Below are 14,615 nucleotides of genomic sequence, written 5' to 3' on the forward strand. Positions count from 1 at the left end.
CGCGATCTCCAGATGGCGGGCATCGGCTTGCTCGGCGCGCAGCGCGGCGTTCTCGGCGAGCGCCTGCCAGCGCTCGCGGTCGGCAGCGAGCGCCTCGCGGCGCGAGGACCAGTGCCCGCGGTCGAGCTCGAGCTGCGCCAGGCGCGCCTCCAGGCGCTTGCGCGCCTCGCCGAGGTGCTGCAGCTCGGTCTCCAGGCGCGCGACCTCGGCGCTCACCGCGAAGAGGTCGTTCTGCGCCACATGCACCGCTTCCGAGGCCTCGAAGTGCGCGTCGCGCAGCGTCTCCACGCTGGCCTCGAGCTCCTGCAGGCGGGCGCTGTCGGCCTCGATGCGGCTGCTCGCCTCGTTCAGCGCCGCCGCCACGCGCACCTGCTCGGCACGCGCCTCGTTGCGCTTGACCAGCCACAACAGCTGCTGCTTCTCGACGTGCGTCGCGTTGAGCTCGCGGTAGCGCACCGCCACCGCGGCCTGCGCCTCGAGATGCACGATGCGCTCGCCGAGCTCCATGCGGATGTCGTCGAGGCGGGCGAGGTTGTCGCGCGCGTCGCGCAGCCGGCCCTCGGTCTCCTTGCGCCGCTCGCGGTACTTGGTGACGCCGGCGGCCTCTTCGAGGAAGCCGCGGATCTCTTCCGGACGCGCCTCGATGATGCGCGAGATCATGCCCTGCTCGATGATCGCGTAGGCGCGCGGGCCCAGGCCGGTGCCGAGGAAGAGATCGATCACGTCCTTGCGGCGGACGTGCACGTTGTTGATGTAGTAGGTCGACTCGCCCGAGCGGTCGAGCACGCGCTTGACCGAGATCTCCGCATAGCGCGACCACTGCCCGGCGGCCCGGCCCTCGGCGTTGTCGAAGACCAGCTCCACGCTCGCGCGCGACACCGCCTTGCGCGTGGTCGAGCCGTTGAAGATCACGTCCTGCATGGACTCGCCGCGCAGCGCGGACGCGCGCGTCTCGCCCAGCACCCAGCGCACGGCGTCGATGATGTTCGACTTGCCGCAGCCGTTGGGCCCAACCACGCCGACGAGATTGCCGGGGGTGAGCACGGTGGTGGGATCGACGAAGGTCTTGAAACCGGCGAGTTTGAGCTTGGAGAGACGCACAGCGGGCAGAGGGAAGACAGCGGGACGTGCAGGCCGGCGATCCACCCCACCGCACCCCGCATTTGCGGCCGGCATCATACCACCGCGCCGAAGGCATCCCGCGCGTCGGCCTCGCATCGAAACCTTACGTGGCGCGGTCAGGCAAGGGCGCCGCGTCGCGCGATCCCTTGGCCGCCCACGCCTCGCGGCCTTCCAGCGGGCGCCGCCGCCGTACGCAGGTATACTCTGCGCCCGCGTCCATTGCCGGCCAAGGAGCCCGCGTACCCGTGAATCCGAACCTCGCCCGCCTGCAGAGCTATCCCTTCGAAAAGCTGCGCGCCCTCTTCGCCGACGTCGAGCCGCCCGCGCATCTCAAGCCGATCCGGCTGTCGATCGGCGAACCGCAGCATCCGACCCCGGGTTTCATCCGCCAGACCCTGGCCGACAACCTCGGCGGCCTGTCGAGCTACCCGGCCACGCTCGGCAGCGACGCGCTGCGCGGCGCGATCGCGCACTGGCTCGAGCGCCGCTACGGCCTGCCGAAGATCGACCCGGCCAGCCAGGTGATCCCGGTCGCGGGCACCCGCGAGGCGCTGTTCGCCTTCGCGCAGTGCGTGGTCGATGGCAGCAAGCCCGGCGCCAAGGTGCTGTGCCCGAACCCGTTCTACCAGATCTACGAGGGCGCGGCCCTGCTCGCCAACGCCGAGCCGATCTTCATCAACAACCTGCCCGAGAACGACTTCGGCTCGGACTTCGGCAGCATCGACGAGGCCACCTGGCGCGACGTGCAGCTCGTGTATGTGTGCTCGCCGGGCAACCCCACCGGCCGCCTGTTGAAGCTCGACGAGTGGAAGACGCTGTTCGAGCTCTCCGACCGCTACGGCTTCGTGATCGCCGCCGACGAGTGCTATTCCGAGATCTACTTCGACGACGCCGACAAGCCGATCGGCGGCCTGGAGGCGGCCTGGCGCCTGGGGCGTACGGACTTCCGCAACGTGGTGATGTTCTCCAGCCTGTCCAAGCGCTCGAACGTGCCCGGCATGCGCTCGGGCTTCGTCGCCGGCGACGCGAGGATCCTGAAGGATTTCCTGCTCTACCGCACCTACCACGGCTGCGCGCTCAACCCGGCGGTGCAGGCGGCCTCGGTGGTGGCCTGGAACGACGAGGAGCACGTCGAGGAGAACCGCCGCCTCTACCGCGACAAGTTCGCCCGCATCACGCCCATGCTGCAGCCCTGGCTGCCGGTATCGCTGCCCGACGCCGGCTTCTACTACTGGGTGCGCACGCCGATCCCGGACACCGAGTTCGCCCGCCGTCTGCAGGCTGAATATAATGTGACGGTCCTGCCGGGCAGCTACCTGGCCCGCGAAGCCAACGGCGTCAACCCGGGCGCCGGTTTCGTCCGCATCGCGCTGGTGGCCGACACGCACGAGTGTGTCGAGGCCGCCGGGCGCATCATCGATTTCTGCAAAACCCTCTGAGAGAGAATCCCTACATGCACGCTCTGCAATCGATCATCGACACCGCCTTCGAGAACCGCGCCAGCCTGTCGCCCGCCTCCGCCCCCGCCGAAATCCGCAACGCGGTGGAAGAGGTCATCGCCGGCCTGGACGCCGGCACGCTGCGCGTGGCCGAGAAGAAGGACGGCCAGTGGGTGGTCAACCAGTGGATCAAGAAGGCCGTGCTGGTCTCCTTCCGCCTGCGCGACAACGAGGTGGTGCAGGCCGGCGGGCTCAACTTCTTCGACAAGGTGGCGACCAAGTTCGGCGACTACACCCCCGAGCAGTTCCGCGAAGGCGGCTTCCGCGTGGTGCCGCCGGCGGTGGCGCGCAAGGGCAGCTTCATCGGCAGGAACGTGGTGCTGATGCCGTCCTACGTGAACATCGGCGCCTATGTCGATGAAGGCACGATGGTCGACACCTGGGCCACGGTCGGTTCCTGCGCGCAGATCGGCAAGAACGTGCACCTGTCGGGCGGCGTCGGTATCGGCGGCGTGCTCGAGCCGGTTCAGGCCGGCCCGGTCATCATCGAGGACAACGTCTTCGTCGGCGCGCGCTCCGAGGTCGTGGAAGGCGTGATCATCGAGGAGAACGCCGTGCTGTCGATGGGCGTGTACATCGGCATGAGCACCAAGATCTACGACCGCGAGACCGGCGAGGTCACCTACGGCCGCGTGCCCTCCGGCGCGGTGGTGGTGCCGGGCAGCCTGCCCTCGGCCTGCGGCAAGTACAGCCTGTACTGCGCGGTGATCGTGAAGCGGGTCGATGCGCAGACGCGCGCCAAGACCGGCATCAACGAGCTGCTGCGCGGCGCCTGAGCGGGCTGGCAGAATTCGCGCCTGCCGGCGCTCCTACATGAACCCTCGCGCATCGCCCCCCGTAGGAGCGCCCGCAGCCGCAAGCATCGAACCGCCACGCGCCCTGTAGGAGCGCCGGCAGGCGCGAACATCGAACCGCAGACGCCCTGTAGGAGCGCCGGCAGGCGCGAACATCGAACCACCGACGCCCCTGTAGGAGCGCCGGCAGGCGCGAACATCGAACCGCCAGCGCCCTGCAGGAGCGCCGGCAGGCGCGAATCCGGCCTTGCACCACCCGCCGCCGCCTCGGGCACACGCTTCGCGGCGGTCCGCGCCGGTCCTCGCGCCTGCCGGCGCTCCTACAGGCGGGCGTCGCGACGATGCGGACGTAGCAGCGTCTGCTATAAGCGTGCGGTTACGCTGCGCGTAAGCAGCATTTTTTGGTGACGACAGGAGTCCGACGCCGTGATCTTCGACAACCTCTTCCAGTTGATGGCCGAGAAGAAGGCCTCGGACATCTTCATCACCGCCGGCACCCCGATCCACATCAAGATCCAGGGCCACACCATGCCGATCAACCAGCAGGTCATGGACCCGCTGATGATCCAGCGCATGCTGCACGAGGCGATCACCCCGGCCCAGCAGTCGGTGCTCGACCGCGAACGCGAGCTCAACCTGTCCTTCGGCCGGCGAGACCTCGGCAACTTCCGCGTCAACGTGTTCTGGCAGCGCAACTCGATGGCCGTCGTCGTGCGCTACATCCAGAGCGACATCCCGAGCATCGGCGCGCTCGGCCTGCCGCCGGTGCTCGACGACATCGTCCTAGAGAAGCGCGGCCTGGTGCTGGTGGTGGGCGCGACCGGCTCGGGCAAGTCGACCACGCTCGCAGCCATGATCGATCACCGCAACCGCAACCGCAGCGGTCACATCCTCACCATCGAGGACCCGATCGAGTACCTCTTCAAGCACCGCAAGTCGGTGGTGAACCAGCGCGAGGTGGGCATCGACACCCTGAGCTGGAGCGAGGCCCTGCGCAACGCGATGCGCCAGGCGCCCGACTGCATCCTGATCGGCGAGATCCGCGACCGCGAGACCATGCAGGCGGCGATCTCCTACTCGCAGACCGGCCACCTGTGCCTGGCGACGCTGCACGCCAACAACGCCTACCACGCGCTCAATCGCATCGTTAACTTCTTCCCGCTGGAAAACCGCCAGCTGCTCTACCTCGACCTCGCGGTGGCGCTGCGCTGCGTGATCTCCCAGCGCCTGGTGCGCAAGCCCGACGGCAAGCGCATCCCGGCGGTCGAGATCCTCATGAACACCCGCCACATCGCCGAACTGGTCGAGCGCGGCGAGCTCAACGCGATCAAGGAGGCGATGGAGCAGTCGCTCGCCCAGGGCTCGCAGACCTTCGAGCAGGCGCTCTACCGGCTCCACCATGAGAACATCATCACCCTCGACGAGGCGCTCGCCAACGCCGATTCGCCGAGCAACCTGCACTGGCTGATCAACAACGCGCAGATGCAGAGCGACCCGATGCTCACGGTCAACGGCACCACCTCGATCACCGGTTTCGAGGCCACCAACACCGACGGTGCCTCCTTCCAGGAGTTCACCCTGGACCTCAACAACAACTAGGCGCCCCCGCGGCCGCCCTCCCCCATGCAGACCAGCCTCTCCAGCACCCCCACCCTCGCGCTCGCCTGCGAGCTCATCGCCCGCCCCTCCGTTACCCCGGAGGACGCCGGCTGCCTCGAACTCCTCGCCTCCCGCCTCGCCCCGCTCGGCTTCCGCATCGAGCGCATCGACAGCGGCGGCGTGTGCAACCTGTGGGCGCGGCGCGGCGACTCGGCCCCCGTGCTGTGCTTCGCCGGCCACACCGACGTCGTGCCACCCGGGCCGGACGCCGCGTGGTCCTCGCTGCCCTTCGCACCGACGATCCGAGACGGCGTGCTCTACGGCCGCGGCGCGGCCGACATGAAGACCTCGCTCGCCGCCTTCATCACCGCCATCGAACACTTCGTCGCCGCCCACCCCGACCACGCCGGCAGCATCGCGCTGCTGCTGACCTCCGACGAGGAAGGCATCGCCACCCACGGCACGGTCAAGGTCGTCGAGGCGATGGCGGCGCGCGGCGAGCGCCTCGACTACTGCGTGGTGGGCGAGCCCACCTCGGTGAAGACGCTCGGCGACATGATCAAGAACGGGCGCCGCGGCTCCCTGTCGGGCACGATGCGGGTCAAGGGCCAGCAGGGCCATGTCGCCTACCCGCAGCTCGCACGCAACCCGATCCACCTCTTCGCGCCGGCACTCGCCGAGCTCGCGGCGATCGAGTGGGACCAGGGCAACGAGTTCTTCCCGCCCACCACCTGGCAGGTGTCGAACATCCACGCCGGCACCGGCGCCAACAACGTGATCCCGGGCGTGTGCGAGGTGATGTTCAACTTCCGCTTCGGCTCGGTGTCGAGCGCGGACGAGCTCAAGCGCCGCACCTGCGAGGTGCTCGACCGCCACGGTCTCGACTACGAGATCGACTGGCACCTGTCGGGAAAGCCCTTCATCACCGGCCGCGGCAAGCTGGTCGGCGCCTTGGCGGCCGCGATCCGCGACACGCTCGGGGTCGAGACCGAGCTGTCGACGACCGGCGGCACCTCCGACGGCCGCTTCATCGCCGAGATCTGCGCCGAGGTGGTCGAGTTCGGCCCGGTCAACGCGTCCATCCACAAGATCGACGAGCACATCGCGACCGACGCGATCGAGCCCTTGTCGGTGGTGTACGAGCGCACCCTGACCGCCCTCCTCGCCCCTGGCCCCCTGTAGGAGCGGCGGCAGCCGCGAACCAGGCGTTCAGACAAGTGCAGCTCGTCACGACCTCCACCGCCGCCTTCGCGCCTGCCGGCGCTCCTACAGCAACCATCGCACCTCCAGCCCCCTGTAGGAGCGGCGGCAGCCGCGAACACGGCGTTCAAACAAATGCAGCCCGTCACGATCCCCGCCGCCGCCTTCGCGCCTGCCGGCGCTCCTACACAAACCGCCACGCGTTCCGGACCCCCTGTAGGAGCTGCGGCAGCTGCGAACCCAGCGGTCCGGCAACGGACGCGCGTCCCGGACGCCCCCGCCGCCTCAGCGCCTGCCGGCGCTCCCGCATAAACCGTCGCGACCGGCTGCGCAGACGCTGCTACGATCGGCACCACGCCTGACGCGACCGCGACGCGGTTCGCACGCTCCCAACCACGAAACGAGCCCTCCATGCCTGAAACCCATCACGACGACGCCCCCGACCACGACCTCGACCAGAACCCGGATCACGAGCACGAACACGAGCACGGCCCGCTCGCCGAGCTCGTCACCGTGCGCGACTGGCTGCGCTACGCCGTCACCCGCTTCAACCGCGCTGGCGTGTTCTGCGGGCACGGCGTGCACGACAGCTTCGACGAAGCCGTCTGGCTCATCCTGGGCAGCCTCGCGCTGCCGCTCGACCGCCTCGAGCCCTTCATGGACGCCTGCATCCCCTCGGAAGAGCGCATCGCCTTGCTGGAAGCGATCGAGCAGCGGGTCGACGAGCGCATCCCCACCGCCTACATCCTCGGCGAGGCCTGGCTGGGCGACTTCCGCTTCACCGTCGACCCGCGCGTGATCGTGCCGCGCTCCTTCTTCGCCGAGCTGCTCGAGGACGGCTTCGCGCCCTGGGTGGACGATCCGGAGGCGGTGGCCAGCGTGCTCGACCTGTGCACCGGCTCGGGCTGCCTCGCGATCCTGATGGCGCACGTCTTCTCCAACGCCGAGGTGTGCGCGGTCGATCTGTCCGAGGACGCACTCGAGGTCGCGCGCATCAACGTCGCCGACTACGGCCTCGAGGATCGCATCGAACTGGTGCATGGCGACGTCTTCGAGGCACTCGAAGGCCGCCGCTTCGACCTGATCCTGAGCAATCCTCCCTACGTCACCGCCGAGGCCATGGACGCCCTGCCGCCGGAATACCTGCACGAGCCGCAGATGGCGCTCGCCTCGGGCGAGGACGGGCTCGACGTGGTGCGCCGCCTGCTGGCGGAGGCTGCCGAGCACCTCAACCCCGGCGGCATCCTGGCGGTAGAGATCGGGCATAATCGCGAGATCGTCGAGGCCGCGTTCCCCGACCTGCCCTTCCAGTGGTTGTCCACCCGTGGTGGCGACGACATGGTGTTCCTGCTACGGCGCGAGGACCTCTAAGCCGATCGCCGCGCAGACCGCTCCATTCAGACAGGCACATGGCAAGCGAGAGACCGATCCTGCTGGTCGAGGACAACCCCGACGACGAGGCGCTGACGCTGCACGCGCTGTCGCGCAACCGCATCACCAGTCCGGTGGTGGTGGCGCACGACGGCGTGGAGGCGGTGGAGTACCTGTTCTCGACCGGAGGCCGCGTAGGGCAGCCGCTGCCACCGCTACCCGCCGTGGTGCTGCTCGACCTCAAGTTGCCGCGCATCGACGGGCTGGAGGTGCTGCGCCGCATCCGCGCCGACCAGCGCACCGCGCTGCTTCCGGTGGTCGTGCTGACCACCTCGCGCGAACCGCTCGACCTCGCCCAGGCCTATCGCCTCGGCGCCAACAGCTACATCCGCAAGCCGGTGGATTTCGACCGCTTCGAGCGCGCGATCGGCCTGATCGGGCACTACTGGCTGGAGCTCAACGAGACCACCGAGACGGTCGCGCGCGGCGCATATTGAGCCGCCGTTTTCGCGCCTGCCGGCGCTCCTACAGGGGGGCCAAGGCGCGGTGGTTCCCGTAGGAGCGCCGGCAGGCGCGAAGGCGGCGGTGGAGTGCTGCGCGCGCGTCATTTGCCGGACCGCCGGGTTCGCAGCTGCCGCAGCTACAGGGGGCCAAGGCGCGGTGGTTCCCGTAGGAGCGCCGGCAGGCGCGAAGGCGGCGGTGGAGTGCTGCGCGCGCGTCATTTGCCGGACCGCCGGGTTCGCAGCTGCCGCAGCTCCTACAGGGGCCGGAGGCGCGGTGGTTCCTGTAGGAGCGCCGGAAGGCGCGAACAGGGCGGTGGAAATGGCGGCGCGCGGCGGATACCCGACGGCCGCGTTCGCGGCTGCCACCGCTCCTACATTGCAGCGAAAGCGGCCCGCCTCATGTACGGGGGCCGAGGCGCGACGGGTTCTTTGATGCAGACCCGGGTTTCAGGCGACCTCGTCGATCCAGGCCTGCTGGATGCCTTCGAGGATGCGTTCGCCGCAGCGCTTGGGGTCGTCGTCGAAGTCGGGCAGCGCCATCACCCAGTTCATCAGGTCGACGAAATTCACCCGCGTCGGGTCCACATCGGGATGCGCGTCGGAGAGCTGGATGGCGATCTCCTGAACCTCGGTCCACTTCATGTCAGTGCTTTCCTTCGCGAGCCATGTTGATGGTGTAGCGCGGGATCTCGACCACCAGCGGGGTCGCGGCGACCACCGCCTGGCAGGACAGGCGCGACTGCGGCTCCAGGCCCCAGGCCTTATCGAGCAGGTCCTCCTCCTCGTCCTCGGCGGTGTTCAGCGAGGAGAAGCCCTCGCGCACGATGACGTGGCAGGTGGTGCACGCACAGGACTTCTCGCAGGCGTGCTCGATGTCGATGCCGTGCTCGAGCAAGGCGTCGCAGAGGGTGGTGCCGGGGGCAGCCTCGAGGACGCTGCCGTCCGGGCAGAGTTCGACGTGGGGCAGGACGATGATCTGGGTCATGGGGCGGATTTCAGATGGGGAGTTCGTCGACCTTGTGGCCGGCCAGCGCGCTGCGGATGCTGTTGTCCATGCGGCGCGCAGCGAAGGTGTCGGTGGCGCGCGCGAGCGCGTCGATACCGGCCTTGATGGCGCGGTTGTCGGTGCCCGCGCGCAGCTCGCGCACGCGCGCGATCACGCTGCGGATCTCGGCGGATTCGGTGGAGGAGAGCAGGTGGCCGTCGTGGGCGAGCGCCTGCTCGGTGGCCTCGACGACGCGGTCGGCCTCGACCTGCTGCTCGCGCAGCGCGCGCGCGGCCATGTCGTCGCCGGCGTGATCCACGCCCGAGCGCAGCATCTCGGCGATCTCGTCGTCCGACAGCCCGTACGAGGGCTTGACCAGCACGCTGGCCTCGACGCCCGAGGACATCTCGCGCGCCGACACCGACAGCAGCCCGTCGGCATCGACCTGGAAGGCTACGCGGATGCGCGCCGCGCCCGCCACCATGGGGGGGATGCCGCGCAGCTCGAAGCGCGCCAGCGAGCGGCAGTCGGAGACGAGCTCGCGCTCGCCCTGCACGACGTGGAAGGCCATCGCAGTCTGGCCGTCCTTGAAGGTGGTGAACTCCTGCGCGCGCGCGATCGGCAGCGTGGAGTTGCGCGGCACGACCTTCTCGACGAGCCCGCCCATGGTCTCGAGGCCGAGCGAGAGCGGGATCACGTCGAGCAGCAGCCAGTCGTCCTGGTCGGCGCGGTTGCCGGCGAGCACGTTGGCCTGCATCGCCGCGCCGAGCGCGACGACCTTGTCGGGGTCGAGGTTGGTCAGCGGCTCCTGGCCGAAGTAGTTCGCGACCGCGCGCTGGATGTGCGGCATGCGGGTCGCACCGCCGACCATCACCACGCCCTTGATCTCGTCCGGCGCGAGGCCGGCGTCGCGCAAGGCCTTGCGCACCGGGGCGAGCGTCTTCTGCACCAGGTGCGTGGTCATCTCGGCGAACTCCTCGCGAGTCACCACGAGGTCGACCTCTTCGCCCGAGGCCAGGCGCACATGCACCGGCGCCTCGTCGCAGCTCGTCAGCAGCTCCTTGGCCTCGCGCGCCTTCATCTGCAGGCGGCGCGCGTCTTCCAGCGAGGGCGGCGAGATCTTGGCGCGGTCAAGGATCCAGCAGAACAGGCGATGATCGAAGTCGTCGCCGCCGAGCGCAGCGTCGCCGTTGGTCGACAGCACCTCGAACACGCCGCGCGAGAGCTTGAGGATGGAGAGGTCGAAGGTGCCGCCGCCGAGGTCGTACACCGCATAGACGCCCTCGGCCGCGTTGTCGAGGCCGTAGGCGACCGCCGCGGCGGTCGGCTCGTTGAGCAGGCGCAGCACGTCGAGCCCGGCGAGGCGGGCGGCGTCCTTGGTGGCCTGGCGCTGGGCGTCGTCGAAGTAGGCCGGCACGGTGATCACCGCCCCGACCAGCGCGCCGCCCAGGCTGCCCTCGGCGCGCACGCGCAGGCGGCGCAGGATCTCGGCGGACACCTCCACCGGGCTCTTGACGCCCTGCACCGTGCGCAGCCGCACCATGCCGGGGCTGTCCTCGAAGTCGTAGGGCATGGCCTCGATGTGGGCCACGTCCTTGAGCCCGCGCCCCATGAAGCGCTTGACCGACACGATGGTGTTGCGCGGATCCACCGCCTGCGCCCGCAGCGCAACGAGGCCGACGTCGATGCTGCCGTCGGCCTGGTAGCGCACCGCCGAGGGCAGCATGGTGCGGCCGGCCTCGTCGGGCAGGCAGATCGCGATGCCGTTGCGCACGGTGGCGACGAGCGAATTGGTGGTGCCGAGGTCGATGCCGACGGCGAGCCGATGCTTGTGCGGCTCGGTGGACATGCCGGGTTCGGTGATTTGCAACAGAGCCATCGGTGCTGTTCCGTGCCTTTTTAGCGTTCTAGTTTTCGAGCGCGAGCAGCGCTTCGTCGATTTCCTGCTGTAGCTTGTCGATGAACATCAGCCGACGCACGGTGTCGGCCGCGGCTTCGTAGTCCTGGTGCTCGTCCAGTTGCGCGGCGAGATGCCCGCGTACCTCGCGGGCATGCCCGAGCAGACGCCGGTGCAGGTCCTCGAGCTCGGAGACCTCGGCGGCCTCGCGCGCCTCCTCCACCGCCTCGCGCCACTCCATCTGCTCCATGAGGAACTCGGCGGACATCGCGGTGTTGGTCTCGAGCGCGGCATCGACCCCGGCAAGCTCGAGCAGGTACTGGGCACGCGCGAGCGGCTTGCGCAGCACGCGAAAGCCCTCGTTGACCCGCGTCGCCCACTGCATCGAGCGCCGCTTCTCGAAGTCGGACAGGTGGGCGTGGCGGTCGGGATGCACACGCCCCTGCAGCTCGTGCCAGGCGGCTTCGAGCGCGCCTTCGTCGAGCGCATAGCGGCGCGGCAGACCGAAGAGGGCGAAGTAGTCCTGCGTCAGGTCGATGCTCATCGGGCGCGGCTCAGACGTTGAAGCTCTCGCCGCACCCGCACTGGTCCTTGACGTTCGGGTTGTTGAACTTGAAGCCCTCGTTGAGTCCCTCCTTGACGAAGTCGAGCTCGGTGCCATCGAGATAGGCCAGGCTCTTGGGGTCGATGACGACCTTGACACCGTGGCTCTCGAAGACCTCGTCCTCGTCCTCCGTCTGGTCGACGAACTCGAGCTTGTAGGCCATGCCCGAACAGCCCGAGGTCTTCACGCCGAGGCGGATGCCGAAGCCCTTGCCGCGCTTGGCGATGAAGTTCGAAACGTGGCGCGCAGCCGATTCAGAAAGCGTGACAGGCATGTTTCCTCCTCTTCGACGAAGGCCGCTCAGGCCTCATGCTTCTTTTTATAGTCCGCCACGGCGGCCTTGATCGCATCTTCGGCGAGGATCGAGCAGTGGATCTTCACCGGCGGCAGCGCGAGCTCCTCGGCGATCTGCGTGTTCTTGATGTCGAGCGCCTGGTCGAGGGTCTTGCCCTTGACCCACTCGGTGACCAGCGAGCTCGACGCGATCGCCGAGCCGCAGCCGTAGGTCTTGAACTTCGCGTCCTCGATCACGCCGTCCTTGCCGACCTTGATCTGCAGCTTCATGACGTCGCCGCAGGCGGGCGCGCCGACCATGCCGGTGGCCACGCCTTCTTCTTCCTTGCCGAAGGAGCCGACGTTGCGGGGGTTTTCGTAGTGGTCGAGGACCTTTTCGCTGTATGCCATGTTTTTCTCCTGCTGGGGCGGTGAATTCGTTCACCTGCAATTTACATCATCTTCTGCACTAAAGTTCAGTGGGCAGCCCACTGAACCGCGTCGAGATCGACGCCATCCTTGTACATCTCCCACAGCGGCGACAGCTCGCGCAGCTTGCCGATCTTGTCGTGCAGGAGCTTGATCGTATATTCGACCTCTTCCTCGGTGGTGAAGCGCCCGATGGTGAAGCGAATCGAGCTGTGCGCGAGCTCATCGTTGCGGCCGAGCGCGCGCAGCACGTAGGACGGCTCGAGGCTGGCGGAAGTGCAGGCCGAACCCGAGGACACCGCGATGTCCTTGACCGCCATGATCAGCGACTCGCCCTCGACGTAGGCGAAGGAGATGTTGAGGTTGTGCGGCACGCGCTGCTCGAGGTCGCCGTTCACGTAGGTGGCCTCGAGGTCGGTGAGGCCGGCGAGCAGGCGGTCGCGCAGCTTGCCGACGCGGACGTTCTCCGCGGCCATCTCCTCGCGGGCGAGACGGAAGGACTCGCCCATGCCGACGATCTGGTGGGTGGCCAGCGTGCCCGAGCGCAGGCCGCGCTCATGGCCGCCGCCGTGCATCTGCGCCTCCAGGCGGACGCGCGGCTTGCGGCGCACGTAGAGCGCGCCGATGCCCTTGGGGCCGTAGGTCTTGTGCGCACAGAAGCTCATCAGGTCGACCTTGAGCTTGTCGAGGTCGATCTCGACCTTGCCGGTGGCCTGTGCGGCGTCGACGTGGAAGACCACGCCCTTCTCGCGGCAGAGCTCGCCGATCTCGGCGATCGGCTGGACCACGCCGATCTCGTTGTTCACGAACATCACCGACACCACGATGGTGTCGGGGCGGATCGCCGACTTCAGCACCTCGAGGTCGATCAGGCCGTTCTCCTGAACGTCGAGGTAGGTCGCCTCGAAGCCCTCGCGCTCGAGCTCGCGCACCGTGTCGAGCACGGCCTTGTGCTCGGTCTTCACCGTGATGATGTGCTTGCCCTTGCCCTGGTAGAAATGCGCCGCGCCCTTGATGGCGAGGTTGTTCGATTCGGTCGCGCCCGAGGTCCAGATGATCTCCTTCGCGTCGGCATTGACGAGCGCGGCGACCTCTTCGCGCGCATCCTCGACGGCCTTCTCGGCTTCCCAGCCGTAGGCGTGCGAGCGGCTGGCCGGGTTGCCGAAGTGCTCGGTCAGCCAGGGGATCATCTTGGCCGCCACACGCGGATCGACCGGGGTCGTCGCCGAGTAGTCGAGGTAGATGGGGAACTTCAGCATTGTGTCTCTCCGCACTTTCTTCGTTAGCGAGTTCGGTGGATGGCCAGCTTGGCCGGTTCAGGCCCCGATCGAGGCCAGGTTCTTGAGCTCGTCCGTGACCCGGACGAAGGTTTCGATGAAGCTGCGCACGTCGTCCGCGCGCGTGTCGCGGCCGAGGCTCACGCGCACCGCGGCGCGCGCCAGCCCGGGTTCCACGCCCATCGCCAGCAGGGTGTGGGACGGCTCGGGGTTCGCGCTCGAGCACGCCGAGCCGCTCGCACAGGCGAAGCCGGAACGGTCCAGGCGGCCGACCAGGGTCTCGCCGTCGATGTCCTCGACGGCGAAGAATACGGTATTCGGCAGGCGCGGGGCAGCCACCGAGAAGATCCGCGCGCCGCGCCCGGCGAGCGCAGCGCAAAGCTCGTCGCGCAGTGTGGCCAGGCGTGCGGCCTCGGCTTCGCGCCGCGCCGCCGCGCGCTCGCAGGCCACGCCGAAGCCGACGATCGCGGCGACGTTCTCGGTGCCCGAGCGCAGCCCGCGCTCCTGCCCGCCACCGGCGATCAGCGGCGCGAGCTCGACGCGCTTGTCCACCACCAGCGCGCCGGCGCCGAGCGGCCCGCCGAGCTTGTGCGCGGACAGCGTCATCGCATGCACGCCGAGCGCACGAAAGTCCACCGCGACCTTGCCCAGCGCCTGCACCGCGTCGGTGTGGAACCACGCGCCGGCAGCGCGCGCCGCGCGCGCCAGCGCGGCCACGTCCTGCAGCACGCCGGTCTCGTTGTTGGCCAGCATCACCGACACCAGGCCGGGGCGGGAATCGAGCACCGCGGCCCAGTCGGCGGGGTCGATCCGCCCCTCGGCATCCACCGCGATCTCGCGCAGCGTCCAGCCCGCGCGCCGCAGCTGGCGGGCCGGCTCGCGCACGCAGGGATGCTCGATCGCGCTCACCGCGACCACGCCCGGCTTGAGGTTGGGCGCGGCGCCCTTGAGGAAGAGGTTGTTGGCCTCCGAGCCGCCGCTGGTGAAGATCACCTCGGTCGCGTGCGCGCCGACCGCCGCCGCCACGCGCGCGCGCGCGTCGTCCACCGCCGCGCGCGCCTG

The 14,615-nt window shown here is 68.9% G+C and carries 15 protein-coding genes; 6 read left to right on the forward strand and 9 right to left on the reverse strand.

What is annotated here, in order from left to right:
* Window positions 1-1,101 (reverse strand): chromosome segregation SMC family protein (locus tag C667_RS12960; RefSeq protein ID WP_004365192.1); only part of this gene is annotated, 1,101 nt, incomplete at its 3' end.
* 266 nt (window positions 1,102-1,367) lie between these two features.
* On the opposite strand from C667_RS12960, the gene dapC reads away from it, so the two are divergent.
* The 6 genes from dapC to C667_RS12990 all read left to right on the forward strand — a co-directional run bounded on the left by dapC (window position 1,368) and on the right by C667_RS12990 (window position 8,082).
* Window positions 1,368-2,561: a succinyldiaminopimelate transaminase gene (dapC, locus tag C667_RS12965; protein WP_004365193.1), complete on the forward strand. Its 1,194-nt coding sequence runs from the start codon at window positions 1,368-1,370 to the stop codon at window positions 2,559-2,561.
* Between the two features lie 14 nt (window positions 2,562-2,575).
* Entirely contained in the window at window positions 2,576-3,397 is an 822-nt protein-coding gene (dapD, locus tag C667_RS12970; protein ID WP_004365194.1) for a 2,3,4,5-tetrahydropyridine-2,6-dicarboxylate N-succinyltransferase, read from the forward strand.
* A gap of 444 nt (window positions 3,398-3,841) precedes the next feature.
* A complete protein-coding gene (locus C667_RS12975; protein ID WP_004365195.1) occupies window positions 3,842-5,014 on the forward strand; it encodes a PilT/PilU family type 4a pilus ATPase in 1,173 nt (390 codons plus the stop codon).
* A 24-nt stretch (window positions 5,015-5,038) separates the two neighbouring features.
* Window positions 5,039-6,196 (forward strand): succinyl-diaminopimelate desuccinylase, encoded by a 1,158-nt coding sequence (gene dapE / locus C667_RS12980; RefSeq protein WP_004365198.1) that lies wholly within the window; start codon window positions 5,039-5,041, stop codon window positions 6,194-6,196.
* 429 nt (window positions 6,197-6,625) lie between these two features.
* Window positions 6,626-7,585 (forward strand): 50S ribosomal protein L3 N(5)-glutamine methyltransferase, encoded by a 960-nt coding sequence (gene prmB, locus C667_RS12985; RefSeq protein WP_004365200.1) that lies wholly within the window; start codon window positions 6,626-6,628, stop codon window positions 7,583-7,585.
* A gap of 38 nt (window positions 7,586-7,623) precedes the next feature.
* Window positions 7,624-8,082 (forward strand): response regulator, encoded by a 459-nt coding sequence (locus tag C667_RS12990; RefSeq protein ID WP_004365202.1) that lies wholly within the window; start codon window positions 7,624-7,626, stop codon window positions 8,080-8,082.
* Between the two features lie 453 nt (window positions 8,083-8,535).
* Here C667_RS12990 and iscX read toward each other — a convergent pair whose 3' ends face one another.
* From iscX to C667_RS13030, 8 genes are all read right to left on the reverse strand, one after another.
* Complete coding sequence (iscX, locus tag C667_RS12995) at window positions 8,536-8,730, reverse strand: Fe-S cluster assembly protein IscX (RefSeq protein WP_004365207.1); 195 nt, start codon at window positions 8,728-8,730, stop codon at window positions 8,536-8,538.
* A 1-nt stretch (window position 8,731) separates the two neighbouring features.
* Window positions 8,732-9,073 (reverse strand): ISC system 2Fe-2S type ferredoxin, encoded by a 342-nt coding sequence (gene fdx / locus C667_RS13000; RefSeq protein ID WP_004365208.1) that lies wholly within the window; start codon window positions 9,071-9,073, stop codon window positions 8,732-8,734.
* Window positions 9,074-9,083: 10 nt separating this feature from the next.
* Window positions 9,084-10,952: a Fe-S protein assembly chaperone HscA gene (hscA, locus tag C667_RS13005; protein WP_004365210.1), complete on the reverse strand. Its 1,869-nt coding sequence runs from the start codon at window positions 10,950-10,952 to the stop codon at window positions 9,084-9,086.
* Between the two features lie 28 nt (window positions 10,953-10,980).
* Complete coding sequence (gene hscB, locus C667_RS13010; RefSeq protein WP_004365211.1) at window positions 10,981-11,514, reverse strand: Fe-S protein assembly co-chaperone HscB; 534 nt, start codon at window positions 11,512-11,514, stop codon at window positions 10,981-10,983.
* A gap of 10 nt (window positions 11,515-11,524) precedes the next feature.
* Window positions 11,525-11,848: an iron-sulfur cluster assembly protein IscA gene (gene iscA, locus C667_RS13015; RefSeq protein WP_004365212.1), complete on the reverse strand. Its 324-nt coding sequence runs from the start codon at window positions 11,846-11,848 to the stop codon at window positions 11,525-11,527.
* 26 nt (window positions 11,849-11,874) lie between these two features.
* Window positions 11,875-12,258: a Fe-S cluster assembly scaffold IscU gene (gene iscU / locus C667_RS13020; RefSeq protein WP_004315115.1), complete on the reverse strand. Its 384-nt coding sequence runs from the start codon at window positions 12,256-12,258 to the stop codon at window positions 11,875-11,877.
* 65 nt (window positions 12,259-12,323) lie between these two features.
* Complete coding sequence (locus C667_RS13025) at window positions 12,324-13,535, reverse strand: IscS subfamily cysteine desulfurase (RefSeq protein WP_004365214.1); 1,212 nt, start codon at window positions 13,533-13,535, stop codon at window positions 12,324-12,326.
* Between the two features lie 57 nt (window positions 13,536-13,592).
* A partial coding sequence (locus C667_RS13030) for a cysteine desulfurase family protein (RefSeq protein WP_004365215.1) occupies window positions 13,593-14,615 on the reverse strand: 1,023 nt, incomplete at its 5' end.

This window comes from Thauera phenylacetica B4P (genome assembly GCF_000310225.1).
GTDB lineage: Bacteria > Pseudomonadota > Gammaproteobacteria > Burkholderiales > Rhodocyclaceae > Thauera > Thauera phenylacetica.

Excerpts from the sequence above, each read along its gene's own strand:
- hscB (WP_004365211.1), bottom strand. The coding sequence starts at position 11,514 with ATGAGCATCGACCTGACGCAGGACTACTTCGCCCTCTTCGGTCTGCCG.
- prmB (WP_004365200.1), top strand. The coding sequence starts at position 6,626 with ATGCCTGAAACCCATCACGACGACGCCCCCGACCACGACCTCGACCAG.
- dapE (WP_004365198.1), top strand. The coding sequence starts at position 5,039 with ATGCAGACCAGCCTCTCCAGCACCCCCACCCTCGCGCTCGCCTGCGAG.
- C667_RS12990 (WP_004365202.1), top strand. The coding sequence starts at position 7,624 with ATGGCAAGCGAGAGACCGATCCTGCTGGTCGAGGACAACCCCGACGAC.
- iscU (WP_004315115.1), bottom strand. The coding sequence starts at position 12,258 with ATGGCATACAGCGAAAAGGTCCTCGACCACTACGAAAACCCCCGCAAC.
- C667_RS13025 (WP_004365214.1), bottom strand. The coding sequence starts at position 13,535 with ATGCTGAAGTTCCCCATCTACCTCGACTACTCGGCGACGACCCCGGTC.
- iscA (WP_004365212.1), bottom strand. The coding sequence starts at position 11,848 with ATGCCTGTCACGCTTTCTGAATCGGCTGCGCGCCACGTTTCGAACTTC.
- hscA (WP_004365210.1), bottom strand. The coding sequence starts at position 10,952 with ATGGCTCTGTTGCAAATCACCGAACCCGGCATGTCCACCGAGCCGCAC.
- iscX (WP_004365207.1), bottom strand. The coding sequence starts at position 8,730 with ATGAAGTGGACCGAGGTTCAGGAGATCGCCATCCAGCTCTCCGACGCG.
- fdx (WP_004365208.1), bottom strand. The coding sequence starts at position 9,073 with ATGACCCAGATCATCGTCCTGCCCCACGTCGAACTCTGCCCGGACGGC.
- dapD (WP_004365194.1), top strand. The coding sequence starts at position 2,576 with ATGCACGCTCTGCAATCGATCATCGACACCGCCTTCGAGAACCGCGCC.